The 25,559-nt window shown below is 38.8% G+C and carries 29 protein-coding genes; 15 read left to right on the top strand and 14 right to left on the bottom strand.

Annotation, left to right across the window (positions count from 1 at the left end; all coding sequences use genetic code 11):
- Nucleotides 1–623: 623 nt before the first annotated feature.
- The 5 genes from KK487_RS09640 (at nt 624) to KK487_RS09620 (ending at nt 6,706) form a co-directional block, all read left to right on the top strand.
- Entirely contained in the window at nt 624–2,003 is a 1,380-nt protein-coding gene (locus KK487_RS09640; RefSeq protein WP_128583777.1) for an MATE family efflux transporter, read from the top strand.
- A complete protein-coding gene (gene uvrB, locus KK487_RS09635; RefSeq protein ID WP_013465278.1) occupies nt 2,000–3,994 on the top strand; it encodes an excinuclease ABC subunit UvrB in 1,995 nt (664 codons plus the stop codon). Before KK487_RS09640 ends, uvrB begins: the two co-directional genes overlap by 4 nt.
- The gene (locus KK487_RS09630) at nt 3,995–4,924 is read left to right on the top strand and encodes a class I SAM-dependent methyltransferase (RefSeq protein WP_215521728.1); all 930 of its coding nucleotides are present in this window, start codon (nt 3,995–3,997) and stop codon (nt 4,922–4,924) included.
- 8 nt (nt 4,925–4,932) lie between these two features.
- Nucleotides 4,933–5,598: a tRNA (adenine(22)-N(1))-methyltransferase TrmK gene (locus KK487_RS09625; protein ID WP_128583776.1), complete on the top strand. Its 666-nt coding sequence runs from the start codon at nt 4,933–4,935 to the stop codon at nt 5,596–5,598.
- 94 nt (nt 5,599–5,692) lie between these two features.
- Nucleotides 5,693–6,706, top strand: coding sequence for a hypothetical protein (locus tag KK487_RS09620; protein WP_128583775.1), 1,014 nt, complete (start codon nt 5,693–5,695; stop codon nt 6,704–6,706).
- Nucleotides 6,707–6,717: 11 nt separating this feature from the next.
- On the opposite strand, the gene KK487_RS09615 is transcribed toward KK487_RS09620, so the two are convergent.
- Complete coding sequence (locus KK487_RS09615; protein ID WP_013465274.1) at nt 6,718–6,960, bottom strand: hypothetical protein; 243 nt, start codon at nt 6,958–6,960, stop codon at nt 6,718–6,720.
- Nucleotides 6,961–7,125: 165 nt separating this feature from the next.
- On the opposite strand from KK487_RS09615, the gene KK487_RS09610 reads away from it, so the two are divergent.
- On the top strand, nt 7,126–7,575 hold the full coding sequence (locus KK487_RS09610; RefSeq protein WP_128583774.1) for a methyltransferase family protein: 450 nt from the start codon (nt 7,126–7,128) through the stop codon (nt 7,573–7,575).
- A 60-nt stretch (nt 7,576–7,635) separates the two neighbouring features.
- Here KK487_RS09610 and queC read toward each other — a convergent pair whose 3' ends face one another.
- Nucleotides 7,636–8,292 (bottom strand): 7-cyano-7-deazaguanine synthase QueC, encoded by a 657-nt coding sequence (queC, locus tag KK487_RS09605; RefSeq protein ID WP_013465272.1) that lies wholly within the window; start codon nt 8,290–8,292, stop codon nt 7,636–7,638.
- A 145-nt stretch (nt 8,293–8,437) separates the two neighbouring features.
- Between queC and queE the strand changes: the two genes are divergently transcribed.
- On the top strand, nt 8,438–9,103 hold the full coding sequence (gene queE, locus KK487_RS09600) for a 7-carboxy-7-deazaguanine synthase QueE (RefSeq protein ID WP_128583773.1): 666 nt from the start codon (nt 8,438–8,440) through the stop codon (nt 9,101–9,103).
- Nucleotides 9,104–9,210: 107 nt separating this feature from the next.
- Here the strand turns inward: queE and KK487_RS09595 are convergent, their stop codons facing one another.
- Genes KK487_RS09595 through KK487_RS09580 form a run of 4 tightly spaced genes read right to left on the bottom strand, consistent with a single transcriptional unit; the run spans nt 9,211 to nt 10,950 of the window.
- Nucleotides 9,211–9,483 (bottom strand): hypothetical protein, encoded by a 273-nt coding sequence (locus KK487_RS09595; protein WP_128583772.1) that lies wholly within the window; start codon nt 9,481–9,483, stop codon nt 9,211–9,213.
- A 15-nt stretch (nt 9,484–9,498) separates the two neighbouring features.
- The gene (locus KK487_RS09590; protein WP_215521727.1) at nt 9,499–9,801 is read right to left on the bottom strand and encodes a hypothetical protein; all 303 of its coding nucleotides are present in this window, start codon (nt 9,799–9,801) and stop codon (nt 9,499–9,501) included.
- Between the two features lie 21 nt (nt 9,802–9,822).
- On the bottom strand, nt 9,823–10,233 hold the full coding sequence (locus KK487_RS09585) for a hypothetical protein (protein ID WP_252190538.1): 411 nt from the start codon (nt 10,231–10,233) through the stop codon (nt 9,823–9,825).
- Between the two features lie 36 nt (nt 10,234–10,269).
- Nucleotides 10,270–10,950: a hypothetical protein gene (locus tag KK487_RS09580; RefSeq protein ID WP_215521726.1), complete on the bottom strand. Its 681-nt coding sequence runs from the start codon at nt 10,948–10,950 to the stop codon at nt 10,270–10,272.
- A 248-nt stretch (nt 10,951–11,198) separates the two neighbouring features.
- Between KK487_RS09580 and KK487_RS09575 the strand changes: the two genes are divergently transcribed.
- A protein-coding gene (locus KK487_RS09575; RefSeq protein WP_128860809.1) for an IS3 family transposase occupies nt 11,199–12,367 on the top strand; the annotation gives its coding sequence in 2 pieces (ribosomal slippage) (nt 11,199–11,469 and nt 11,469–12,367; 1,170 coding nt in all).
- A 234-nt stretch (nt 12,368–12,601) separates the two neighbouring features.
- Nucleotides 12,602–14,080, top strand: coding sequence for a substrate-binding periplasmic protein (locus KK487_RS09570; RefSeq protein WP_036954111.1), 1,479 nt, complete (start codon nt 12,602–12,604; stop codon nt 14,078–14,080).
- Nucleotides 14,081–14,213: 133 nt separating this feature from the next.
- On the opposite strand, the gene KK487_RS09565 is transcribed toward KK487_RS09570, so the two are convergent.
- Complete coding sequence (locus KK487_RS09565; RefSeq protein WP_036954114.1) at nt 14,214–14,660, bottom strand: hypothetical protein; 447 nt, start codon at nt 14,658–14,660, stop codon at nt 14,214–14,216.
- Between the two features lie 257 nt (nt 14,661–14,917).
- On the opposite strand from KK487_RS09565, the gene KK487_RS09560 reads away from it, so the two are divergent.
- Both KK487_RS09560 and KK487_RS09555 read left to right on the top strand, forming a co-directional pair.
- On the top strand, nt 14,918–15,298 hold the full coding sequence (locus KK487_RS09560) for a BlaI/MecI/CopY family transcriptional regulator (RefSeq protein WP_036954117.1): 381 nt from the start codon (nt 14,918–14,920) through the stop codon (nt 15,296–15,298).
- Between the two features lie 11 nt (nt 15,299–15,309).
- Complete coding sequence (locus KK487_RS09555) at nt 15,310–16,914, top strand: M56 family metallopeptidase (protein ID WP_036954120.1); 1,605 nt, start codon at nt 15,310–15,312, stop codon at nt 16,912–16,914.
- A 111-nt stretch (nt 16,915–17,025) separates the two neighbouring features.
- Here the strand turns inward: KK487_RS09555 and bcp are convergent, their stop codons facing one another.
- Both bcp and KK487_RS09545 read right to left on the bottom strand, forming a co-directional pair.
- A complete protein-coding gene (gene bcp, locus KK487_RS09550; RefSeq protein WP_024601114.1) occupies nt 17,026–17,505 on the bottom strand; it encodes a thioredoxin-dependent thiol peroxidase in 480 nt (159 codons plus the stop codon).
- 10 nt (nt 17,506–17,515) lie between these two features.
- Nucleotides 17,516–18,049 carry a glycine cleavage system transcriptional repressor gene (locus tag KK487_RS09545; protein WP_013465263.1) on the bottom strand — a complete coding sequence of 178 codons (534 nt, stop codon included), beginning with the start codon at nt 18,047–18,049 and terminating at the stop codon, nt 17,516–17,518.
- Between the two features lie 355 nt (nt 18,050–18,404).
- On the opposite strand from KK487_RS09545, the gene bamC reads away from it, so the two are divergent.
- Together bamC and KK487_RS09535 are read left to right on the top strand one after the other, a co-directional pair.
- Nucleotides 18,405–19,463: an NlpB/DapX family lipoprotein gene (gene bamC / locus KK487_RS09540; RefSeq protein WP_215521725.1), complete on the top strand. Its 1,059-nt coding sequence runs from the start codon at nt 18,405–18,407 to the stop codon at nt 19,461–19,463.
- Between the two features lie 65 nt (nt 19,464–19,528).
- Nucleotides 19,529–20,917, top strand: coding sequence for a YjiH family protein (locus tag KK487_RS09535; protein ID WP_036954273.1), 1,389 nt, complete (start codon nt 19,529–19,531; stop codon nt 20,915–20,917).
- 34 nt (nt 20,918–20,951) lie between these two features.
- Here the strand turns inward: KK487_RS09535 and KK487_RS09530 are convergent, their stop codons facing one another.
- Together KK487_RS09530 and KK487_RS09525 are read right to left on the bottom strand one after the other, a co-directional pair.
- Nucleotides 20,952–21,101 carry a DUF2897 family protein gene (locus KK487_RS09530; protein ID WP_076916055.1) on the bottom strand — a complete coding sequence of 50 codons (150 nt, stop codon included), beginning with the start codon at nt 21,099–21,101 and terminating at the stop codon, nt 20,952–20,954.
- Nucleotides 21,102–21,186: 85 nt separating this feature from the next.
- Complete coding sequence (locus tag KK487_RS09525) at nt 21,187–21,723, bottom strand: acyloxyacyl hydrolase (RefSeq protein WP_036954276.1); 537 nt, start codon at nt 21,721–21,723, stop codon at nt 21,187–21,189.
- A 246-nt stretch (nt 21,724–21,969) separates the two neighbouring features.
- Between KK487_RS09525 and KK487_RS09520 the strand changes: the two genes are divergently transcribed.
- Nucleotides 21,970–22,563: an MlaC/ttg2D family ABC transporter substrate-binding protein gene (locus tag KK487_RS09520; RefSeq protein ID WP_036954279.1), complete on the top strand. Its 594-nt coding sequence runs from the start codon at nt 21,970–21,972 to the stop codon at nt 22,561–22,563.
- 209 nt (nt 22,564–22,772) lie between these two features.
- Complete coding sequence (locus tag KK487_RS09515; RefSeq protein WP_036954283.1) at nt 22,773–24,110, top strand: ankyrin repeat domain-containing protein; 1,338 nt, start codon at nt 22,773–22,775, stop codon at nt 24,108–24,110.
- 63 nt (nt 24,111–24,173) lie between these two features.
- On the opposite strand, the gene KK487_RS09510 is transcribed toward KK487_RS09515, so the two are convergent.
- The 3 genes from KK487_RS09510 to arsC are packed head-to-tail and all read right to left on the bottom strand — an operon-like array spanning nt 24,174 to nt 25,524.
- Entirely contained in the window at nt 24,174–24,626 is a 453-nt protein-coding gene (locus KK487_RS09510) for a DUF2069 domain-containing protein (protein ID WP_215521724.1), read from the bottom strand.
- Entirely contained in the window at nt 24,623–25,177 is a 555-nt protein-coding gene (gene wrbA, locus KK487_RS09505) for an NAD(P)H:quinone oxidoreductase (RefSeq protein ID WP_013465255.1), read from the bottom strand. The genes KK487_RS09510 and wrbA overlap by 4 nt, the downstream gene beginning before the upstream one ends.
- The gene (gene arsC / locus KK487_RS09500) at nt 25,177–25,524 is read right to left on the bottom strand and encodes an arsenate reductase (glutaredoxin) (protein ID WP_013465254.1); all 348 of its coding nucleotides are present in this window, start codon (nt 25,522–25,524) and stop codon (nt 25,177–25,179) included. The genes wrbA and arsC overlap by 1 nt, the downstream gene beginning before the upstream one ends.
- Nucleotides 25,525–25,559 lie beyond the last annotated feature (35 nt).

Genomic DNA, 25,559 nt, shown 5'->3' with positions numbered 1-25,559 from the left:
TTTGTACAAAAATAAAACAATCAATGAGTTAGCTACCTGTTTGAGTGTGTTACTCACTGATATTAGTCTAAGAAAATATCGCCTTCATACACATAACAGGGGCATACTATGCTGTTTGCATATTGGTAACGGAAAAAACCAAATGATCAGACAATTTAGCACTCGGTTGTAGCCCTTTATAAACGTGGGGTTGATTGAGTTATCCACGGTTTCTGTGGATAACTCTGTTTATGAAACTTTAAGAACATCAGCACCCCCAGCATTGTAGGGCGCTACAACGATTTCAAGTATTTAAAAGCTTTTTTTTTATACATTTAAAAACAATAGCTTACGATTCAGCTAAGTTACTCACTTAATCGATAAATAAAATTTTTCGTGACGATAAAACACAGTCTCTGACTGTGTGATAAATCAACAAAACCTAAAAAATAAATGTTGCAAAAGTTACATAAATGTATTTTATTTGGTTTTTAGTGTGTTAGCGCAAAATTTGTTTACAAAGGCATAAAAATAACAGTTTGTAGATTAAACGTTTAATTAATTGTTTAGATTTAATAAAGCATGGCTTGAACAGCTCGGATGCTTTAAAATATGCCGTTCAGTAAAAGAGGCTTATTTATTTTATGCGCGCACATTCTCAATCACATACTCGCCCTGATTTACTCACCGCCCCAATCTTGCCTACATTAAAGACAATGACCATTCCGATGATCTTTGGGATGATCACCCTAATGATGTTCAACATAGTTGATACTTTTTTCATTAGCTTATTGGGTACTGAGCCGCTTGCTGCAGTGAGCTTTACATTTCCCGTCACTTTTACCGTTATTAGTTTAGCGATTGGTTTAGGCATAGGTACCTCAGCGGTAATAGCAAAAGCATTAGGCAGTAACAATATTGAAGAAGCGCGTTTTGATGCCAGTATATCGTTGTTGATTGCGGTGGTATTAGTGTTGGTTTTATCTACGTGTGGCTATTTATTAATTGATCCTATTTTTACTTTACTCGGAGCTGGGGAGCAAGTATTACCGCTCATTCATGAATATATCAGTATTTGGTTTTTAGGCAGTGTATTTTTAATTACCCCGATGATTGGTAATTCTGTACTGCGTGCCAGTGGCGATACTAAAACACCGAGTATTATTATGGGTGGAGCGGGGCTTATCAATGCGGTACTCGATCCTGTACTTATTTTTGGTTTTGGCCCCATTCCTGCGTTTGGCATTAAAGGAGCCGCCATCGCCAGTGTTATAGCATGGGCAGTTGCTGTGGCAATTATTTTATACTTATTAATTGCTAAAAAGCGCTTATTGAGTTTAAAAGCAGGGTCGCAAACGGTTATTGGAGCAATTCGTAAAATATTAAAAATAGGCTTACCCGCAGCAGGTGCTAACATGCTAACACCGGTTGCTATGGCAGTAATGACGGCATTGGTTGCACATCATGGTCCAGAGGCTGTGGCTGCTTTTGGAGTAGGGAGTCGAATAGAATCAATAGCGAGTTTGGTGGTATTAGCATTATCGATGACTTTGCCACCTTTTATTAGTCAAAACTTTGGAGCCAGTCATTTTTCTCGCGTAAAGGATGCCTACCTAGGAACCTTAAAATTTGTGATGTTATGGCAGTTTGTTATTTATATTTTATTAATTATGTTCTCAGGCGTCATCAGTGAAATATTTGGTAAAGAGCAAGCCGTTGTTGATGTCATAAAACTGTTTATTTATACCATCCCATTAAGTTATGGCTTGCAAGGAGTGATCATTTTATCCAACTCCTCGTTTAACGCTTTACACAAACCCATGAACGCCTTAGTTTTGAGCGTCATTCGGTTATTTATTTTTTATGTTCCCTTTGCGTATATCGGGAATGAACTGGCAGGTTTAATCGGCTTGTTTATTGGCGCGGCCATTGGTAATTTATTCACAGCCCTTGTAGCCTATAAGTGGTTTATGAAAGAAATTGAAGCGTTAAGCAGTCAAGCATTACAGGAGTGTAGTCATTGAGCGATCATTTTCAGTTAGAATCAAAATTTAAACCCGCTGGGGATCAGCCTACCGCTATCGCTCAGTTGTGCGAAGGTTTAGAAGCAGGGCTTGCTCATCAAACCTTATTGGGCGCAACAGGGACGGGAAAAACCTTCACGATGGCTAACATCATTAGTGATTTAAATCGCCCCACTATAATTATGGCGCACAATAAAACCTTAGCGGCGCAATTATACGGCGAGATGAAAGAATTTTTCCCGCATAATGCGGTTGAGTACTTTGTATCTTACTACGATTACTACCAACCAGAAGCCTACGTGGTAGCCAGCGACACCTTTATTGAAAAAGATGCATCCATCAATGAACACATTGAGCAAATGCGGCTCAGCGCCACTAAAGCGCTGTTAGAGCGTCGCGATACCATAATCGTTGCGTCGGTATCGGCGATTTATGGTCTGGGCGATCCTGATTCATACATGAAAATGATGCTGCTTTTAAAAGTGGGCGAAAAAGTCGACCAGCGCGATATGCTGCGCCGCCTTGCAGAGCTGCAATACACCCGTAACGATATTGATTTTAGTCGTGGTACATATCGTGTTCGCGGCGAAGTGGTGGATATATTTCCCGCTGAATCAGATACCTATGCAGTACGTGTAGAAATGTTTGATGATGAAGTTGAACGCCTAAGTATTTTTGACCCCCTCACTGGTGCTGTTGAAAAACACATAGTGCGTGCAACTATTTACCCTAAAACTCACTATGTAACGCCACGAGAAAAAATACTCGAAGCCATCGAAAAAATAAAAGTTGAGCTTAAAGAGCGCAGGGCACAATTACTCAGCGCTAATAAATTAGTTGAAGAGCAACGTATTGCGCAGCGTACCCAATATGACATAGAAATGATGACCGAACTTGGTTATTGCTCAGGCATTGAAAACTACAGTCGTTACTTATCGGGGCGCACACCTGGCGATCCACCGCCGACATTACTTGATTATTTACCCGACGATGCATTAATGATTATTGATGAATCGCACGTAACTGTCTCGCAAATTGGCGCTATGTATAAAGGCGACAGAAGCCGTAAAGAAAACCTCGTTGAATATGGCTTTAGAATGCCCTCGGCCATGGATAACCGTCCACTGCGTTTTGAAGAATTTGAAGCCATTGCACCGCAAACTATTTATGTGTCGGCCACACCGGGTGATTTTGAATTAGAGCGCAGCAATGGCGAGGTTGCTGAACAAGTTATTCGTCCAACCGGCTTACTTGACCCATTAATAGAAGTGCGCCCGGTTGGCGATCAGGTTGATGACTTACTCTCAGAAATTTATAAAAGTGTTGAAAAAGGCGAGCGCGTGTTAGTAACAACACTGACCAAACGCATGGCTGAGGATTTAACTGATTATTTAAGCGAACATAATGTAAAAGTACGCTATTTACACTCTGACATAGACACCGTAGAGCGGGTCGAAATTATTCGTGATTTACGTGCCGGTGTGTTTGATGTGTTAGTAGGCATTAACTTACTACGTGAAGGTTTAGATATGCCAGAAGTGGCATTAGTAGCTATTTTAGATGCCGATAAAGAAGGCTTTTTACGCTCAGCTCGCTCGCTTATTCAAACCATAGGCCGTGCTGCGCGCCACCTTGATGGTCGTGCTATTTTATACGGTGATAGAATCACTAAGTCGATGGCCAAAGCCATTGATGAAACCCAGCGCCGCCGCGATATACAGCATGCTTATAATGTTAAGCACGGTATTGAGCCTAAAGCACTGATCAAAAAGATACTCGATGTAATGGATGTAGGTGAAGATGCTTCACCGCAAGATAACTTACAGCTTATTCGTAAAGAGTCTAAAAAAATTCTTAGTGCGAAAGAAATTGCCACGCAAATTAAGCAGCTTGAAACCAAAATGCATGCCTACGCCAGTGATTTAGAATTTGAAAAAGCCGCCTCTGTACGCGACGAAATACATGAACTACAACAACAGTTGATTAATTAAATGACAATCGATTTTACTCCTCTTATTAATGCATTAGCAGACACGCCTTTTGCAGATAACGAATTATGCCGCGTATTTCATGGTCGCGGCCACAGCGTAGAAGCGCTAAGCCATATTAACTTAGACTTTTATCCACCGAGTTTGTTTTTGGTGTCATACAGTGAAATTGATGAGGTAACACTCACTACGCTCACCGATATGTTATGGCAGTGGGCACAACAACATCATCCAGAGCTAATTACTGCATTGGTGTATCAGCAGCGAGCGGGGCTGCAAAGCCATAACACCCTTGTTCACGGGCAATTGCCCGCGCGCCATAGCGTAGCCGAAAATGGTGTGCGTTTTTTGGTTGATTTAATGAGTAAGCAAAACACCGGTATTTTTCCAGATATGCGAAAAGGCCGTGAGTTTGTCATGGACAATAGTAAACATGCCAAAGTACTTAACCTGTTTTCTTATACTTGTGGTTTTTCGGTAGCGGCTATGCACGGCGGTGCCGATCATGTGATGAACATGGATATGAGCAAAGGCGTGTTAAAAGTCGGTAAGCAAAACCATCAATTAAACAATGTTGATAGGGGCGTCAGTTTTTTACCGCATGATATTTTAAAGTCGTTTGGTAAGCTAAAAAAAGCCGCACCGTTTGATTTAATTATTGTTGATCCACCCAGTTTTCAAAAAGGCAGTTTTATATTAACAAAAGACTACCAAAAAGTGCTGCGCAGACTTCCAGAGCTTTTAAACGACACTACACAGTTGTTGTTATGCGCTAATAGCCCAGAGCTTTCAGAAAACGACTTTAAAGCACTTATTCAAGAACATACTCAAGGTGCTATTGAGTTTGTTAAACGCCTAGAACCGACTGATCGCTTTATTGAAATTGATAGCGATAAAAGCTTAAAAGCATTGGTGTACAAAACAAAAACATAGTGAGTTAAATGAAACTGAGTAAACGTTTAAACGCCATCAATTCATTAATTACAGAGCCTTACGATATTGTTTGGGATTGTTGCTGCGATCATGGCTTTTTAGGGATGGCGTTACTTGAGCGCGGTATAGCAAAACATATAAATTTTGTGGATATTATTCCAACGTTAATGGAAGCGCTCGAACAGTCGCTGCAACAATTTGAGCAAGGTAAATCTTTACCTTCATGGCAAGTGCGCTGCGAAGATGTTGCGCAAATTAAATTGCCAACAGCTGCAAAGCAAGTGGTGGTTATTGCTGGTGTGGGGGGCGATTTATGTTTAAAGCTTATTGAACAAATTATTGCCAACCACCCGCAAAGCTTGCAACAACTCAGTTTTATTATTTGCCCCATTCAGCATCTTTACAAAGTGCGTGCAGGTTTAAAAGCCTGTAATTTAAAGCTCGAAAACGAGCAAATTATTGTTGAAAACAAACGTTTTTACGAAGTATTACACGTTAGTGTAAATGCCAGCCAAACACTCACTCAAACCGGTGCTCAAATGTGGGATAAACACAATCCACAACATCATCAATATCAGCAGCAATTGCTTAACCATTATACTCGAATGCTCAATAAAGATAGACTTTACTATCAAAAAGTTATAACAGAGTATCAACGAGTATTTGAATGCTAAATACTCCTGTCAGTGTGATCGGTTTTTGTGATTAACTACGTAAAGTGCTTCATAGTTAATATCTTGCCATCAGGCGGATTTATTTGGTTTAAATATGTCAGATAAAAATATAAAAATTGAGCCATTATTAGGCGATGGGCAAAAGTGGCAACACAGTTACGAGCAACCGATTTCGTATGCACCGTTAGTGCAATTGGCTAATAATAACTGGATTGTTCCCCAGCATTTTTTACGTTACAAACATACGCTAGCCAGCGTTAATGAAGTGCTTAACGACATTAGTTTTTCTACTCACTTTAGTGTGTTAGCTGCAGAAAAAAACAGTGATATTTATCTGCAAGTGGCGGTACTTAGTCCAGATAATTATCGTGCTGAGAGCAAAGCAAAAAAGTTACTGTTTGGTCGTCGCTGGCCAGTAGAGCAAAATTTGCCAACCTCAGAGCTTATTCAAACAGCATTTTTAGCATTGAAAGTGGCACGCGAGCATGAAGTAAGAGAGCTTTTTCAGCTGCAGCATCAAGGCGCAACCAGCACGCCGTTTAATAATCATCATGATTTACCTGTTATGGCGCAAAACCCTGAGCTTGTTAAAAGCACATCGTTTAAAAATATTCCATTGAACGACCTGATAGAGCGCCTGGTGTTTGCGGAGAATAAAATTGCGCTAATTAACTGCCAAGCCATAATCACCGGCGAGCAGGTGTATACGGTTAAACTTCATTGCGATAGTTGTCAGCTAAGCGAATTTAATAATAAAACCTTGTCATTTTTAGTACCTGATGCAACAACCAACAGCTTTTTACATAGCTTTATTGCCGCACTTGTTGCTGTAAGTAACGAGTATGTGAGTGAGCATTTTAAATACCAAGGCTTTGCGCGCTTTAGTAAAGATGTACACGCAGAGCAGGTCGGGGAGCTAAGCATTGCCATGCGTTCACCAAGTTCAGTTAGTTTATGTTCTATGGGTAAGCAAGAGGCGAATCAGTTAAACTTTGAAATAGACAGCGGCAGGGCACCCCAAGGGTGTGGACAAGCCATTGGCGGGTTTTTAGCTGCCCATGGTATAGAGCAGCCAGAAAATGCACATTTATACCCTAATTATTTATAACTAAGGGACGGCTATAGTTTGTTTATTTCTTGTTTTACGCTATAGCTTGAGTCGGTAACAATGGCTTCAAGTGTTTGTACTCGCTGTTTGAGTTCAGTCACTTGCGCGGTTACTTCTGCTAGTTGCTTATGAGCATCTTGATTGTTGTCTTGAACTTTATGTTTAAATTCAAGGTGCTTTTTATACATATCGTAAATAACCCCCGAACCTACAGAAATTAGTACAATGAGAACTATCATTGTCGTGCCAGACATAATTACTTCCTTTAATTTTATTTTAAGTTTAAATTATAACCATAATTAAGCGCCGATAAAGGCAATAAATTGTAACTTTATTTGTATTTATAAAGTCATTGTTATTATTTGTGCTGCCACCATATAGTAACCATGTAGTTTTTTTAATCGATACAAGGAATAGGTATGTTAAATAATAAAATTCCACCGGTTGTCGTTGTGGTATTTTTCGCTGCTCTTATGGCACTGATTGCGCATTACACAGTAATAGACTTTACCGCCTTCATAACTTACCTAGCATTAGGATTAGTCGGCATAGGTTGTTTCTTTTGTATTGCTGGGGTCGTCAGTTTTCGTTTAGCCAAAACCACGGTACTACCAAATAAACCTGAGCAAGCAACAAGCTTAGTTACCTCAGGGGTATATAAACTCTCACGTAACCCTATGTATTTAGGCTTTGCTTTTATACTGGCGGGGTGGGGCGTGTGGCTAAGCTCTATTTGGGCTTTTTTAGGTATTGTGGGCTACGTTGGTTATTTAACGCTGTTTCAAATCATTCCCGAAGAGCGGGCGTTACATCAGTTATTTGGTGAGCAATTTGAGGATTACAAATCGCGGGTAAAACGCTGGCTTTAATGTTTTTTCATACTAAAAAAGGCTACCCTTGGTAGCCTTATAGTGTGCTTATTTTAAACTTTACTCGTATTCAAGCGGGTCGGTTACGTTGTTCAGCTCAAAGGCTTCTAAACGTTCTTGGCAAGCGCCACATTTGCCACAGGCCTTATCACGACCGTTATAACAGGTCCATGTTTGGCTGTAGTCTAATCCCATTTTAATACCATCGGTTAAAATATCGATTTTAGTATTATTTAAATACGGGCTAAAAATTTCTACCGCATCGTAATTAGCAATACGACACACATCATCCATCTTTTTAACAAACTCAGGGCGGCAATCTGGGTAAATAGCATGATCGCCCGAATGCGCACCGTAATATACTTTGCTTGCTTTAAGCGACACCGCATAACCTACCGCTAAAGAAAGTAAAATCATGTTGCGATTAGGCACAATGGTGCTTTTCATGCTTTCTTCTTCGTAATGGCCTTCTGGCACATCAATATCGTCTGTTAACGACGAACCACCAATAAGCTGATTAATTGCCGATATATCAACAATTTTGTGCGGTACATTTAGCTTTTCACATACGCTGGCGGCGACTTTAAGTTCTTTAACATGACGCTGACCATAATCAAACGAGAGGGCATAAACATCATGGCCTTGCTGCAGGGCTTTATTTAATACAGTAAATGAGTCCATACCGCCGGAATAAATAACAACTACTTTTTGCGTCATACGTGGTTTGCTCTTTAGTTTTGATAGAGGTTTATATCAGGGCGCGATATACTACACGGCCAAGGCATAAATGACAATTTTTGCACCATGCTTTGTGATTTCTAATAGTAACAATTTTGCCGTCAGGTTGTAAGTGAGATTTCTTTTGTACAAAATTAATGAAGTGTTTGAAACCATTCAAGGTGAAGCGAGTTTTACTGGTACGCCGTCTATTTTTTTACGCCTGCAAGGTTGCCCTGTGGGATGTTCATGGTGCGACACAAAGCAAACCTGGGATGTTGATAACGTATATAAAGTATCACTTGATGACACGGTAGAAAAAAAAGCCGATTCAGATCATTGGGCTGAGGCCAGTGCCTCGCAAGTACTGGAGTTATTTACATCCCGTGGCTATACCGCCAAGCATGTTGTTATAACCGGTGGCGAACCTTGCATGTATGATTTGAACCCATTATGTAATTTACTGCATGATCATGGCTTTAGCACACAAATAGAAACCAGTGGCACCTTCGAAATACTCGCCCCTGCACAAACGTGGGTCACGGTATCGCCAAAAATTAATATGCGCGGTGGTTACAAAGTATTGAGCAGTGCTATGCAACGCGCCGATGAAATTAAACACCCGGTTGCTATGCAAAAACACGTAGAAGAACTGGAAGAGCTATTTACCGCCACCGGCGTAAACCCAAAACTGGTATATTTGCAGCCAATCAGCCAAAAAACCTCAGCCACTAAATTAGCCATTGATACTTGTATCGTCAAAAACTGGCGCTTATCAATTCAAGTACATAAGTATTTGGGGATTAGTTAAAGGGCAGCTGTAAGCTGCTCTGCGTTAAGTTATATAACGTAGATACAAGGTTGGGTTATGAACCCAACCTAACTATACAAATTTCAACTCATAAAGTTAAGCTGGCTTTAAATATAATTTTCATCAATAAACTGACACCACAGCTGTGTATTTAATTCTGGTACATTTGGCTTATCTCTAATACCGAGTTTAAACATGATCACAGAGCGCCATTCTAAAGAGCCAATGTCTGGACCATGTCCATAACCGTCACCGGTATTAATTTGCTGTTCAACATAGTTAAACCATGCTTCAGAGCACGGCGAATATTGTTCTTCTTTTTGCGCAACACTACTGCATCCAGCAATAATGAGTAATAAAGGGGCCAATAATGGTCTCATATTTTACCTATGTGTTTATTTTGCTAATCGCTGCTGTGTTAAGTTTAAACGCTTATGTGAGCTGTATACTTGCAACCTTTCATCGTCCGTAATTAAAAATGCATCCATTTCTACAGATATTAAAGCAGATATGGGGAAAATCTCTAAAATACCAAGATCAGCAAGTTTAGCTGAAAGAAGTGCTGTTTTGCCATTAACAATAAAAGTAGAATGTTGATCACGAAAATCGCCATCAACATATAGTTTTACACCACCAAACCATGAGTTAACAATTTTAATTTTATGACCCTTGACCGTGAATTCGAACTCTTTTCTCATTTTCAAACTCCATTATGGTTGTTATGTTTTTTCTTTAAACTCAACAGGTACTTCAATTTCAATGCCGCAACCTTTTCCATAGCTAAAAATAAATGCATACTTTTCGCCATTAAGAGGTTTAGCAATAAACCAAGCTTTTGTCTTTCCTTCTTCTTTGACCACAGTTGTTGGTATGGCAAATAGTGGGTCATCTTGCTCACCTACTGCAACCCAAACAAAATTAAACATCTCTTCTTTAATTTTCTCTGGTAAATATACTGTAACGGAAAATGAACTATTATTTTGCTGTACACTTACATTAAATAAATGATTGTATTTTAAGTTCCATGCTGCAACTTGATCATCAGTTTGAATGCATGATGCAGCAGAAGAGCCAAATCTAAACAGATATAATAAAAATAAACATCGAATTATCGATTTACCTAAAACCAATAGTTATTTCTCCTGATTAGTTGCTTGTTAGGTGCATTATGATTCTATTTCAGCTTCTGACTTAATAAGCTCCGAGATCTTAGATAAATCGAATTCATCGTGAGGAATAATTTCAATTTTATCAGTAAACTTTGATGACATGGATTTAAGATTTTTGGCTAGGAAATAATCCCACTCATATAAGAGTTCGAGGATGTCTGCCTTTACAAAATGATCTTCACCATTTGTATTTGACGAATAGCCTTCAACAGAACCATTTAATAGTGCATGTCGGTCGAGAATATAAGAACGTCTATCAGAGCTATATCCTGTGTTTACGGTGTGTGAAGCGTAATACGTCCTAAATAGAAAGATTGGTAACTCGTCCGCCTCACTCTTTGAAAATGGTATTTTTAATTTAGAAGATAGTGCTATTAAAGCTTGTAGCTGAAGATAACAGGCATTGAATATTCCGTACATGCGTAAGTATGCTTCACCAAATTTTTCGTTTCTCGATTCATGTATATTGATTCCATGATTGTAGAAGTCATCCTTAGCTAGTTGAGTATCTTCGAGCAGATACAAAGAATCTATTACAAATCCATAGTCACGGATATTGTCTAATTCGAGTATTGAAATAATTTGAGAATTAAAATCATCAGAGATGTTTATTGAGCATAAGCTTAAAACTTCTAGCATTATTTTAATGCGTAAATCAATTAAATTAATATTGCTCATTCGCTTAATATTTACTCCTTGCACCTTACTATTTTCTAGTCCGCGCGTCGCGCAGGTTTCTACTATGTCACGCTCATTTATTTAATTTATATAGTTTTAACAAATTACCTAAGATATTACTATCACAAACTTTTCTATGACTTTTAAGCAAAGCTAATACTAAAAAACGTTGTTATTGAGCAGCGCTTTTGTTTTTATTTTGTGATACGACTCTATAAAAGTGGACACTTATTTAAGGAATAAGTGTTATGAAAATCAAAACTAGGCGTAGTCATTCAATTGAATTTAAAACAAAAGCAGTTGAACAATCGTTAGACTCTCCAGATACTGTTAATGTAATAGCTCATCGGCTGGGCATTAACCCTGTCTTATTATCTAAATGGAGACGAAAAATGACGTCAAAAAGTACATCTAACCCAATTAAAAACCAAGGCCCTGATAAGTCATATAAAGATTTGGAGCGCCAAGTGCGTAAGCTTGAAAAGCAATTGGAAGATGCGCAGTTGGAGAACGATGTGTTAAAAAAGGCGAAGGCCTACTTGGACAGCCGAAAAGAATAAGATTTGAGTATATTCACCAAGCTGCGACAGCTAAGAAAACGATAAAAAAATTATGCACATGGTTGTCAGTATCAAAAGCTGGATATTATAAATGGCTAAAGCAATCATTAAGTCAACGTGCGTCAGAAAACGACTCATTGCTTGAGTTTTTGAAAAAAGTAAGTAGTGATGAGCACTGTATTCCGGGCTACAGAAAGTTGTGGAAAGCCGCTATAGATAATGGGTATGAGTGTAGTAAAGGCCGTGTGCAGCGATTACTGCAGAGTATGGGTTACCGCTCAGCCGCGGGTAAACGCCGATATACCGGTAGCGGAAAAAAGCAGGGGCATATCACTGCAGAAAACTTATTGGGTCGTGAGTTTAGTGTTGATGAACCCAATACGGTATGGGTGTCAGACATAACGCAAGTTCGTTGCAGAGAGGGTTGGCAGTATTTATGTGTAATTTTAGATTTATACTCACGCAAAGTCGTTGGTTGGGCAACAAGTCGAGTTAACAGCGCAGACTTGGTGATTAGAGCGTTAAAAAAAACATGGGATGCACGTAAACCTGATGGAAGTCGCTTATTATTTCACTCAGACCAAGGCAGCCAGTATCGTGCAAAAGAAACAATATCGTGGTTGAACAACCGACAGGTAACAATTAGCATGTCGAGAAAAGGGAATTGCTGGGATAATGCCTGCTCAGAAAGCTTTTTTGCCCAGTATAAAAAAGAATGGATGAACAATTTAAATGAACTGAGTCGTAGTGAAATGACAGTACAAAGTCGCTTTTATATCGAAAACTACTACAACTCAGTAAGAATGCATGGCACGCTAGGAAATGTGAGTCCCATGCAATACGAGTTAATGAATTAAAAACCCGTGTCTACTTTATCGGGGTCGTATCATTGTTGAACCTTGAACCTTGAACCTTGAACCTTGAACCTTGAACCTTGAACCTTGAACCTTGAACCTTGAACCTTGAACCTTGAACCTTGAACCTTGAACCTTGAACCTTGAACCTTGAACCTTGAACCTTGAACCTTGAACTAAAACCTAAGTTTGCAAAGTACACGGGGGGTGCATATATTAAACTAAGTGATTGGGAGAATGCGCTTGGTTAAATACCTACTACTGTTGTTTGTTTTTTCTTATGTTTTTATAAACTCGGCTTTTGCTACTGTAAAAGTGGGCGTGACTCACTGGGTTGATTACACTAATCCGGATGAAACAGGCGTTTATATTGAATTATTAAAAGAAGTTTATGCGGATGAACAGCTCGAGTTCGATTTTAGTACTTACAAACGAATTACCAATTTATTTGAACAAAAACAATATGATATTGTTGTTGGTGTTGCTAAAGAGGATATTCCTTTAGCTTATTATCCTAATTGGTATTTAGACTACGATTACCCAATTAATGCGTATTTTGTAGATTCTGCTCATAAGTTTAATAAACTGTCTGATTTAAACAACAAAGTATTAAGCTGGCTCGATGGCTACAATTTCGATAAGTTTATTGAATACCCACACGATTATTACCCGGCTTCTACTATTGAAAACGCAGTGGCACTGCTACTCAATAAACGCATAGATGCTTTCGTTGATTTTGACTACAACATTCCCAAAGAGTACAAATCAAAGCTTAATTATGTAGAGGTTGTGCCAGCAAGGCCTATTTATTTAGCCTTTTCGAATAATGAAAAAGGGAAAGCCTTGGCGAGAAAATTTGACCAAACAATGCCAAAATTAAAATCATCGGGACGGTTGCAGGCATTATATAAATTAGATTATGAAAATACGCGTTTTGCAGAGTTTGACGCAAATAAAACAAAAATCGTATTAAGTAGTAACGATGAGTCTTTGCTACGAATGAACTCAGTTACCGAAGGAAAATCGCTCGACGCGCAGCTTTATAAGTTAATTTTGGCTGAAATGCGAGATTACAGAATTGAGTTTGTAAAAGCGCCAGATACCAATGCGGAGGTGCAATTTGGCATTAGTCATTGTTTCGCCAATAAAATTAACACGCCAGAACGAGCAAGCCGCTATTTAATATCAAAGCCGTTTTCTTTGTATCTCGCACCGCGACTTTATTCTCCAAATAGCTTGGCTCAATTTAAACATATAAAAAATTTAGACGAGTTGGTGTCACAAAGTGAATTAAGGTTGGGGTTATCAAAATTCAGAATATTCTCCGAAGACATTATGTCTCTACTTGAAGAGGTAGATAAAACTAAAATAAAACCAGCTCCCACAAATATATTCTCTAGATTACAACAATTAGCGAAGTTGCAAGAGTTTGATGCGTCTATTGAATACCCCAGCGATGTAGCCACGTATTGGCACGATATAACAGACGCTGATATTCACTCCTTTGATTTGAAATTAAAAACATCGTTTACTGTTGGGCATTTAATGTGTGAGCGCAGTGAAGAAAATATAAAATTTATGCAGGACTTTAATAATACACTCTCAAAATTAATTCAAAGCGATGAGTATAAAGCGCTTATATACTACTTTGCGGCAGACTTACCTGCTGAACAGTTTAATAAAATTTATCAGCAAGCACTGTTAGATGAAGAGTGAGAACGCAAACACAACGTGGTTGTTTAACCGCTAGGGTAGGCATATTTATCATTGAAATAATAAGCCGATGATAAAAATAAAGCCGCCTTTGTAAGGTAAATTAGTATAACGCTGAATACTTGGCTCTGAAAATTCAAACAATGGCACTAACAAGTGCACCCGCGTCAGTAATACCGGCGTCTTTCATGGCTTGGCTAATCATTTGCACTAGCGCGACTACTTGAGATTGTGTTGATGAAACGATATTTGCCTGTGCTTCAATTTGTGCTTGTATGACCTCGTCTTCCGGATCGAATTGAGCTTGTAATTGAGTGAGTTGTTCTTTTTGTTCTTCAAGCTGCTGTTTGAGCTCTTTAAGTTGCTCTATCATTTTTGCGATATATTCAGGCATTTCTGAATTTGCTGTTTTTTCAGCGTTTTGCTCAGCCTCTTTTCCTGAGAGTTTATTGCGTTCTTTATCTGATAATTGATAACCAGTGTTGTACTGATTTTTTGTTGTGTCTTTTGTTTGTTGTGCAATATTTGTTTTTTCGGCTGTAATTTTAACGTCAAAGGCTGAGTGTTTATTTAGCTGTATCACGGTTTATTATCCATAATGTTATTCGTTACCAATTTAGCTATCGGCAGAGATACTAATGTACTAAAGCGATAAATACAAAAAATGACATCTCATTATATATGATCACTTCGATAATGATGCCTCTTATCGGTTATATATTTGCCGACCTCTAAATTTATTTTTTATTTTAAATTATATAATTTTAATATTGACACACTGAACGCTTATTACTACATTTGTAACAGTTAATAACTACAGATGTAGTAATGGAGGTTAAAATGAAACTCAGTGAATTTGAATTAGATATTATGCAGTTGCTTTGGCAACACGAGCCATGCACGGCTAGCCAATTACATAAAGCGCTCCTAGCGGATACACAAAAAGACAAAAAAGTAGCTTATACAACGGTGAAAACAATTGTCGATAGGTTGGAGCAAAAAGAGGCGATAGTACGCTGTGGGCAAGAGGGGAGAGCGATTGTATTTAAATCAGTGATCACTCAAAACGCATTTTCAGCACAAGCAATGCCTAGCTTTATGCAACGTTTTTTTAAAGGTAACTCTCGCAGCTTAATTGCCCATTTTATTAAAGAAGAAAAGCTGAATGACGAGGATATTGAGTACCTACAATCGTTATTGAAAAATAAAAAGCAAGATTAAAGGAGAAGGCTATGATGGATTATTTTGTAACTTGCACAATTATTAGTGTGTGTTGTTTGCTTGCATCATTAGGGATGAAAAGTGCCCCTTCTAGATTAAATTTTTACGTAATAATGCTGGCTTTAATAGCCTGGTTTGTTCCTTGGCAATACTTTTCTCAATTGCCATTATTTGAAAGTACATCGCAATATACTGTTAATGTTGCTGAGTTTAGTTTTTTAAATACGTTAATAGCCCCTACCGGTGCGCAGGTCATAACATCAGAAAGTAGCATAATTGCACCAGTGAGTTGGTTACCATCATTAAACCATATTTTTAGTGTATTGCTGCTTAGTGGAATTGGCTTGTTTACATTGCGTGTTGCTATGTATGTAAAGTTAGTCAAAAACTTAAAAGCTAACTCAAGCTTATATAGCACTTCAAAACGAGAAAACTGTATATACCCAATAAGATTCACCTCAATTGGAGGGCCTGCTTTTGCAACAGGGTTAGTCAATCCGGTTGTTTGGCTTACTCCTGAGATGGAAAATCGAAAAGAATTAAACTCTGTTATTGAGCACGAATTAACGCACTTACAACAAGGTGATATTTATTGGACATGGCTAATTTGCTTTATAGAAAGTGTTTTTTGGTGGAACCCAATATGCTCAAAACTAGCGCGTTTGGCAAAAGAGCAGTTAGAGCTTAGTTGTGACGAAAAATGTATGCGTAAACTCAAAGGTAAGTATCAGTTAGATTTAGCCAGTTTGTTACTCTCTGAGCATGAAAAAAAATCTAAATATAACTTTTTCACTCCCCCTCTTTTGAATATTGAACACTCAAAGAGTTTTAATATTCAAAGGATCAAAATGTTAAACAAGGAAAAAACAATGAAAAGTAAACATATGGTAATGGCTTTGGCTGCACTGTCTTTTAGCGCGTTGGCAGCAGCACAAATTGTTGATGAAAATCCAAAGAATGAACAACATAGTGCGCAAAAACAGCCCGCTGCTAGTAATCAGTATAACCAACAGTTAGCGCAACTTTTAGAGGTAGCTGGTGATGCAAAAAGTGATCAACCAACACAACTAATACAAACGGCAAAAAATATTCAAAAATGGTATGCAAATAGAGGTGTGCTATCAGGTTTTGAAGAGGGAAAAATTAAATTAGAAAGTTATACTTTACTCGTTCATGTTTTTTCTAAACTTGAACAATATGAAGATATCTTAAGTGCTTACGAAACATGGTATCCAGCAGGAAGCAACCCACCATATTTTACCAAAAACTCGCTTGCTAATGCCTACATACAACTAGGTCGTTATGAACTGGCTATAGCTGAATTAGAGGGGTTGTCTAGAGAGCTTGACGGTAACTTACACGAAGGTTCTGCTGGAAACTTAGCATTAGCTTATATTTATGCAGCAGATTACGACAATGCATTAGATACACTGCAACAAGGTAATTTAGAGGGAAGTGCTTATGGTGATGTTTTAAAATACTACATTTACGATCAGCAAAATAATCAAATAAAAATGGCTGAATTGAAAGGACGTTTACCAGCAGCCTTTGCGGTAACACCGGCTCTACTTCCTAGAATAGGTATTCCACAATCACCGTTATTAGCTAAATTATAAATAAGCAAATATAAAAAAGCGTTGCCCTTGAGCAACGCTTTTATTTTTATCTTGTTTAGCCTTTAGCCTTTAGCCTTTAGCCTTTAGCCTTTAGCCTTTAGCCTTTAGCCTTTATTCAGCTGCTAAATAATCTAATACCACTTGGTGGTGATCTTTGGTTTTGAATTTATCAAACAAGTGTTTAATTTTACCGTCTTGGCCTACTAAGAAAGTGAGGCGGTGGATACCGTCGTACTCTTTGCCCATAAACTTTTTATAGCCCCACACCCCAAATGCCTCAGCAATGGCATGATCTTCATCTGAGAGTAGGTCAAAGTTAAGCTCTTTTTTTGTTTCAAAGTTTTTAAGACGCTTAATCGGATCTGGGCTTATGCCAACAACATGGGTGTTAAATTTAGCAAGCTCGGCTTGTTGGTCACGCAGGTTTTCGGCTTGTACGGTACAGCCAGGCGTTGACGCCTTAGGGTAAAAGTACACCAGTACTTGTTTTTCTTTTAATAACTCGCTGAGCACGACGGTTTCATCATTTTGGTTTTGTAAGCTAAAAGCCGGTGCTGTGTCGCCACTTTGTAATGGGGTAATTTTGTTCATGCTAAACTCCTTAGCGAATACGTCGAAAGATGTAATCTACGTTTAAAACGTGCGAAAGGTTTTCAAAACTAATTTTAAATTGGTCAATATCAACATCAACGGGAATATTAAATTCAAGTTCACAACGCATTTTTAGCTCAGTTTCTTCTTCGTAGGTGTCTGACTTTAATGAGCAAATATTAATATTATTATCTGCAAAAAAACGCGTTACTTTACTTAATGTGCCAGGGGTGTCTATGCCGGTATATTCTAAGGTATAGCCTGCACAAAACTCGCTTTGATTATGGCTTGAAGTACGCTTCATCATAGTGAGCAGGCCAAGCTCCATGCCTTTGGTCGGTAATGTATGCTCTATGCGGCTAATGGCTGACATATCACCGCTAAGTAGCATAATAAAGGTGAATTCGTTGCCTAAAATTGCAATACGGCTATCTATAATATTACAGTGGCAATCGCTTACGAGTTGCGTAAGTTCACTGACGATGCCCGATCTATCCTCGCCAATTGCGGTTAAAACAATTTGATGATTTGAAAATGCAGTCATGGGTTTTAAAGTACCTAAGTTACTTGGATGAAAACAACCGACTTGGCAACAAAAAAATAAACACGTAGCGTTGCACGGCGGCAAAGTTTAACACAAAACCCGCGTTAAACTATAGCAGCGGTTAATTTTAGGCGGTTAATAGTGCAGTGTTTCTTGTTTTTACAAGCTTGTGAAAGTACCATAGCAAAAATGTGTCTATTTGTAGCCTAGTCCGTTTGTTATCTCATAGGCTGAATGCAGTTAGGCAAGCAAATTATAAATGTAAAGTTAATATTGATTTTACACTGAACCAAATCGGCATTACCCACTCATATATTTGTTAAAACAATTAAGGGTATGCTAAGGAGAATTATCTGTGCAGTATTGGATCCCAAAAGCACTAGCAGTAAGTGTATTGGTAAGTTTGTCAGGGTGTAGTGTATTTACAAGTGATGCTCATAATGAGCGTAATTACCGCGCCCATGAGCCGGTTAAAGCGCCTGCATCGTTATCTCAACCCGCTCAAGATCCTGTTTATAAAATGGATGTGGGTCAATATGATAATAATCCGGAGGCAACAAACTATCGTCCGCCGGCGCAAGTTTTAACCATTGCTAAAGGCAGTTGGGTTGAGGAAGCAGATAAACAAGCGCGTATTTATTTTGATAAAAATGACGGCATTGAAGATTTAGATGTGTTTATTTGGGATTCGATTCAAGCGGTGCTTGCTGATAATAACATTAACGCAACACAGCAAGATAAAACGCAAGGAACACTCGTAACCGATTGGTACGCTATTGTAAAGCCTGAAGAAAGCTGGTTATGGGGCAATGATGAAAGCGTTGATTTAGAGCGTTTTAAATTTACCATTGAAGAAAAAGAACACCAACGCACAGCGTCTTTAACCGCTGAGCTTATTGATTTTAAAGGTGATAAGCCGCTAACTGATTTATTAAAACAACAGCTTGAAGTGCGTGCGCTTAACCAAGTAGTGAGCGAGTTTGATTACCGCTACCGTCAGCTTGAAGTTGATATGCGTAAGCGTCAAGGGATCATCTCGTTAGAACTCGGGTTTGATAACAAAGGCAATGCCGCACTTGTTACTGAGCAGGCTTATGACACCGTATTCGATCGCTTTTCTGGATTTTTAGAGCGTTTGTCGTTCACAATTGTTGAAGTAAACCAAGAGACAGGTTTAATTACAGCAGATTATGCGAAAGTAGAAAGCAGTGTGTGGGATTCAATTTGGGGCGATGAACCAACAGAGCTTCCAATTGATGAAGGTCAATACCAAATTTTGGTTAGCAAAACCAAACAAGGTGGCACCAGTCTAACGTGGATGGATGACAAAGGCGAAACGCTTGAACCAGGTACAATGAATGGGTTACAACAAGCATTAGAAGCGGCGTTAATCAAGCGCGGTATTAAAATTTAATAAATATAAATACTTCCCACAAAAAGAGCACTTAGCTCTTTTTGTGGTTTTTACAGGTTGAAAATATGTCTCAGTTAGATTCATCACGCCCAGCACCAGTCCAAAAAAGTTATGATTTGAAAGTATGGTTGGTTTTTTTAATTCCTTCTTTAATCGGTGTTTTTTTGTTCATGACGCCAGTACCGTCTGGCGAAATAATGACGATCCCTATTGCGGTAATGGCAAAAGCAATTCAAGCCTTATTTAGTGAAATAGCACTAGGGCTAATAGCGACAATTATTTGTATTACTGGCGTTATGTCGTTGATATTTAGTGTGTTTAAACTGAAAAGCTTAACCAAATTTCGCTTATTAAATCATTTGTTTAATGTGAGTTGGATTTGGTTAGTAACACGGTTATTTGGTATGGCGTTTGTGCTTTTAACTTATTTTCAAGTTGGGCCGCATGCTATTACCTCAGAAAATACCGGTTTATTAGTATTAAAAGATTTACTACCGGTGTTGTTTTCGGTGTTTATTTTAGCGGGCTTGTTACTGCCGTTATTACTTAATTTTGGTTTACTTGAGCTGGTGGGTACCTTACTTACTAAAGTAATGCGTCCATTGTTTGGGGTGCCGGGGCGCAGTGCAGTTAACTGTGTTGCTTCGTGGTTAGGTGATGGCAGTGTCGGTATTTTGATGACTGCACGCCAGTATGAAGATAAATACTACACTCAACGTGAAGCTGCGATTATTGGTACCACTTTCTCTGCTGTATCAATTACCTTTTGTTTGGTTGTTATTGGCCAAGTAAAGCTTGAATATTTATTTGCACCTTTTTACCTAACCGTGTGTTTAGCGGGTGTAGTGGCTGCGATAATTGTTCCGCGTTTACCGCCACTGCGTTTTAAAAAGGACGTGCTTATTGATGGTGAAGAGCCCGATGGAAACGCTGAATTGGTTCCTGAAGGCAAAACATTATTTAAGCATTCACTTGATGTTGCATTAACTAAAGCAGAAAAAGCACCAGGCTTAAAAGGCACAATTGAAGAGGGCTTACACAACGCATTTGATATGGTGTTTGCAGTATTACCTGTGGTAATGGCTGTGGGTACATTTGCTTTAATTATTGCTGAGTACACGCCAATATTTCAATATTTAGGTATGCCGTTTATTCCATTTTTAGAATTACTACAAATACCTGAAGCCGAAATGGCGGCGCAAACGATTATGGTGGGATTTGCAGATATGTTTATTCCGTCTATTTTAGCCGCAGGCTCAATTGAAAGCGATGTAACACGTTTTATTATTGCGGCAATGAGTGTAACGCAACTTATTTATATGTCTGAAGTGGGCGCACTTTTATTAGGTAGTAAAATACCGGTTAATATTTTTGAGTTATTTGTTATTTTTATTCTCAGAACTTTAGTAACCTTGCCAGTTATTGCCTTAATGGCACACTGGTTAGTTGGCTAGAACAATCATTTAAACGAAAAAAAGCCCTGATTATTCAGGGCTTTTTTGTTTCTTTGCTTTGCGCAGATGAGCGTGGTGCTGAGGGTTTAAACTCGCTTTTTGCACTTAAACGCAGCAGTACTAAATTGCCGATAACAATAGCCAGTACAATCACGATAACGAGTACGATTTGCCAAATTTGCATTGCGATGCTCTTATTTTTTATTAAGCGATAATTATGACCACTTTAAATAAAAGCTGCAATCCTCTCTAGGGCTGTAAATAAGCAATTAAAACCGTTGTGCCACCGATAACGTTAAAAAGTTAATGCCTGGGTTTGGCGCTTTAAACCCGGCGTTTGAATAGTGAATAATTCGCAGCGCTACATTAGTTTCACCAAAATCTGCCACTAGGCCTATCCTATCTTCAAACTGATAGTGAGTACTTAGGTTTTTACCAGCAAAATAGCGCTCATCAAGTAATGAAAAACCAATGCCAGCCTCTACATAAAAGGGGGTGTTGTATACACTAAATGCTGGAAATTGCACCACCGGTGACACAGCCAAGACTACGTTGGATTGTGATTGTTGATCATGGCGGTATTGCCACACGTTAACGCTGCTTTCTAAATAAAAACGAGCATCGCCGACAAAGTTTTGCATTCCTTGAGGGTGATATTGATACGCAAGCTTTGCCCCTGTTACATTGCCTTCTCCTTTTAAAAGATCGACGGCATAACCATGGTTAGAGGATGCATAAGCGGCTTTGGTAGCCAATATAAACAGGGTAAAAACAAGAACTAAAAGTCTGTTGTATGAGGTTTTCATAACGGCCAACTAGGGTTTAAGTCAAAATAGTAAAGGGATAATAAGGGCGGTGAATTGGTGTTTTCAATGAGGACAAAAAGCCGCTTGTATATGGCTTGTTAACTGATTTATTTAACCAATTGAATTTATTTAATTAATTCAATTGGTGCCAATTAGGCATTAATAAGTTGCTTATTTATGCCTTTTTTATTGCCTGTTATTTGCGTAAATTACGCTTAAATTAATTATTTAAACTATGCATTTTTTATGAAACTTATAAAGCTTTTAGTGGTTATTGCTGTTTTTTTCAGTAGCGCTTTGTATGCACAAACGCAGCCATCACCTAAGCAGTTATTGCAAACTGTAGCAGAATCATTATTTAACGATATTGGACAGGTAAATGCCAAAGGCGATGCCAGCAAAGAAGCCATGTCGTTAATTGTTCAGCAGCGTTTAATGCCACATATTGATGTTAAGTTTGTGTCTTTTAAATTATTAGGTAAGCATATTAAAGATATTAACCGCGACCAAGGTGTTGCGTTTATTAATGCTGTAGAGCATTACTTAACAGGGACTTATGCCGGTGCGCTTATGAAGTACACAGGGCAGGATGTAATATTTGAGCAAGACGCTGCTGCAAGCGACTCTAAATTTGCTACGGTTAAAACGCAAATTATTGAACCGAATAAGCCAACCATTGATTTGCACTTTAAATTGCGTTTAGGTAATAACAATCAGTGGAAGGTATACGATATTGTTGCAGAGGGAATTTCGTTGCTCAGTGCTAAGCAAAAAGAGATCATTCAACGTATTTCTGATGTGGGATTAGACCAAGTCACAGCAGAACTTCAGCAAAGTTAGTACTTTTGCAATTAACAGCTCCAACCTAAAAGCAGCTAATGACGTATGTCGTTAGCTGCTTTTGTATTTTGGCCTATATTGCATGAGTTTACGCTAGCTTGGCTACCTAGCTGTGGTAGAATATTGGCTTCTTTGATTAAGCGTGGTGTCAGCTAAATACTGTTATAACTGACTACTCACCCGAGCTACACTGGAGTTGTGTTGTTTTAATGGAAAATGTACTAATTTGGCCAAAGGAATACCCGTTACTGGTCAAAGGGCTGGTTGAACAAAACGGTGCCTTCATTTTAGATGCTTTAGAAGCTTGGCCCGCCTGTCGCTCTACTGAAGAAGATAATGGTGTATGCACTACTGTTTTACCCCCAATTTATTATTTAACCTGGTTAACCCCCTTAGAGCCATTTGAAGAGTGTTATTTTCAGCATATTTCTGAATATGATGAAAACGCACAAGAGTATATTGCTGCACTGAAAGAGCATTATTTTGCCAATGATTACAGCATAGAAAATATTGTGCTAATGCTGTGTCAGCGACTTGAAAAGTATGCAAGTGTGTCGGCACAAAATAACATTGAAACGCCACTTTCTTTAATTAGCTTATTTTTTAGTAAACGCTTTTTTACTCTGATAGAGCATGCGCTAGAGCAAGGTGCAAAGCTCTCTGCTGCAGATACCTTATCTATTTGGAAAGAGGTCGATTTTAGAGAGCGTTTAAGTGCGCATATTCCCCAGTCGATTGCTGATATTGACCACTTAGCAGAGCTGACCAGCGAAAAAGTGGCTGCTGGCAAAGATTACTTTACTTTGTTAACTCAGGTGTCTCCTGATGTTGACTCTATTGTGCTTTTAGAAAATGCCTTACTTGCGCATTTAAACAAGAAAAAAGCTAAGCAAACCATGGCAATGCGCTTTATTGAGCAAGGCGCCACGGGCACCTTAACCGATGAAGATAATAAAACAGCATTTATGTGGGCGGCAGAAAAAGGCTACGTAAATGTAGTAGAAACACTCCTGCAGTACCAAGATAAAAAAGCGGTAGACGGCCAAGGTAATACGGCGCTGCATTACGCGGTGATAAGTAAAAACGAATCGTTAATGATTTTACTGCTCAAAGCAGGGTATGACTTTAGAGCGCGAAATAACGAGGGGTTAAGTTGTTACCGATTAGCGGTTAGTATAAAAGCCAGCAACTTAGTTAAGTGCCTTGAGCGTGACTTTGGTATTAAAGAGTTATCGCCAGAGGGGCAGCTAGAGCGAATTAAAAAGGTGCATGTGCTACATGCGGTTGTGGCTTTATTATTACCGCTACAGTTATTTTTCTTTTTTGATGAAAACATCACTATAAAAAGTGAGCTTACTCTTTTTATGACCATGACGGCGGTGGTGTGTTTTTTCTTTGCAACTAACTTAAAGCGTTGCTCATTGTATCCGCATGTAAAACACCCATGGGGATTGTTTTTAATACGAATGATGTCTGTTTTTAGTCTTGTTGCACAACTAGGTTTAGCCTGTATTGTGGGGCTGGCAGCTTTAAGCGAGTTAGTTTAAAAGTTAATGTTTTGCTACAAAAAAACGCGCTAATTAGCGCGTTTTTGCATTGTAGGGTATTTATTACGGATTGTTTTTATCGTGCTCGTGTGCGGCTTTTTCTTCAGCGAGCTCATCTTTAAGCTTTCTAATTTTAAGCCCAAGTTCTTGCCCTCTATGGCGCGCATAATAAGTACAGCCAATAAACATAGATGAGGCAAATAATAACTCAAGCAATACCCATATAAGCTCATCTTGTGCGACCCACAGCAATGTAAAGCCATGAATAAAGTAAAACATAACAATAAAATTAGCCCACGCATAGGTGTAGGTTTTATCTTGTAATATGCCTTTTAATGGCAGTAATAGTGGCAATACATACACTAAGAAAAGAAAGGTGTTACTGTGGCCGTCTCTAGGGACTAATACAAACATCCATAACGGCATTAAAATAAGCAGACCAATATAACCAAATAAGGCTAGGCGCTGAAATTTAATGGTAATCGGTTTTTTAGCAGGCTCGCTTGCTTGAATCATTTAAGTTTACTCGCAACTTGAGTCAGGCGTTTTCCTACGCTTTGACATATTTTAATTTCATCCTTACTCAGGGTTGAGCTGTTATTGCTACCTGCAACGTGAGAGGCGCCATAAGGTGTTCCTCCTGTTTCGGTGCCGAGCAACTCAGGTACATCGTAAGGTACGCCCATCAACATCATCCCATGGTGTAACAAAGGCAATGACAAATTGAGTAGGGTTGCTTCATTGCCACCATGCATACTGCTTGATGATGAAAACACACAGGCAGGTTTATCAATAAGTTGGCCTTTGAGCCAAAGATCGCTGGTGGTTTCCCAAAACGTTTTTGCTTGTGAGGCCATCATGCCAAAGCGGGTCGGCGTACCAAATGCAAGCCCGTCGCAGGCAACTAAATCATCTTTACTGATCACAATGTCATGCGGGTTTTTGGCCACAAAAGTACGCAGTAATGCGGTTGCGCCTTGTTGCTCTATTGACTCTGCAATCTCATGCGCCATAGCCTCTACTGAGCCATGGCTTGAGTGATACAGCACCACGATGGTTGTGCTCATTATAGAACGCTTAATACGTTTTCAGGCGGGCGACCTAGGGCGGCTTTATTGTTATTTACTACAATAGGGCGCTCAATTAGTTTTGGGTGATTGACCATGGCATCAATAAGCACTGACTCGCTGTTTTCATCTTTTAAATTAAGCGCTTTGTACTGCTCTTCTTTGATGCGCATCAAATCTCGTGCCGAATTAAACCCAAGTTGAGAAACTAAGGTACTAATTTGCTCATGAGAAAGGGGTGTTTTTAAGTATTCAACAACACTCGGTTCAATGTTTTTACTTTGTAATAGGTTAAGGGTTTCGCGTGATTTTGAACAACGCGGATTATGATAAATAGTAACTGACATAAAAATACATCCAAAGTATAAATTGTGGCTATTTT

The organism is Pseudoalteromonas sp. SiA1 (genome assembly GCF_018732205.1).
Taxonomy (GTDB): Bacteria; Pseudomonadota; Gammaproteobacteria; order Enterobacterales; family Alteromonadaceae; genus Pseudoalteromonas; species Pseudoalteromonas tetraodonis.
The sequence above is the reverse complement of the archived record's forward strand: the minus strand, read 5'-3'. Positions and strand labels throughout refer to the sequence as shown.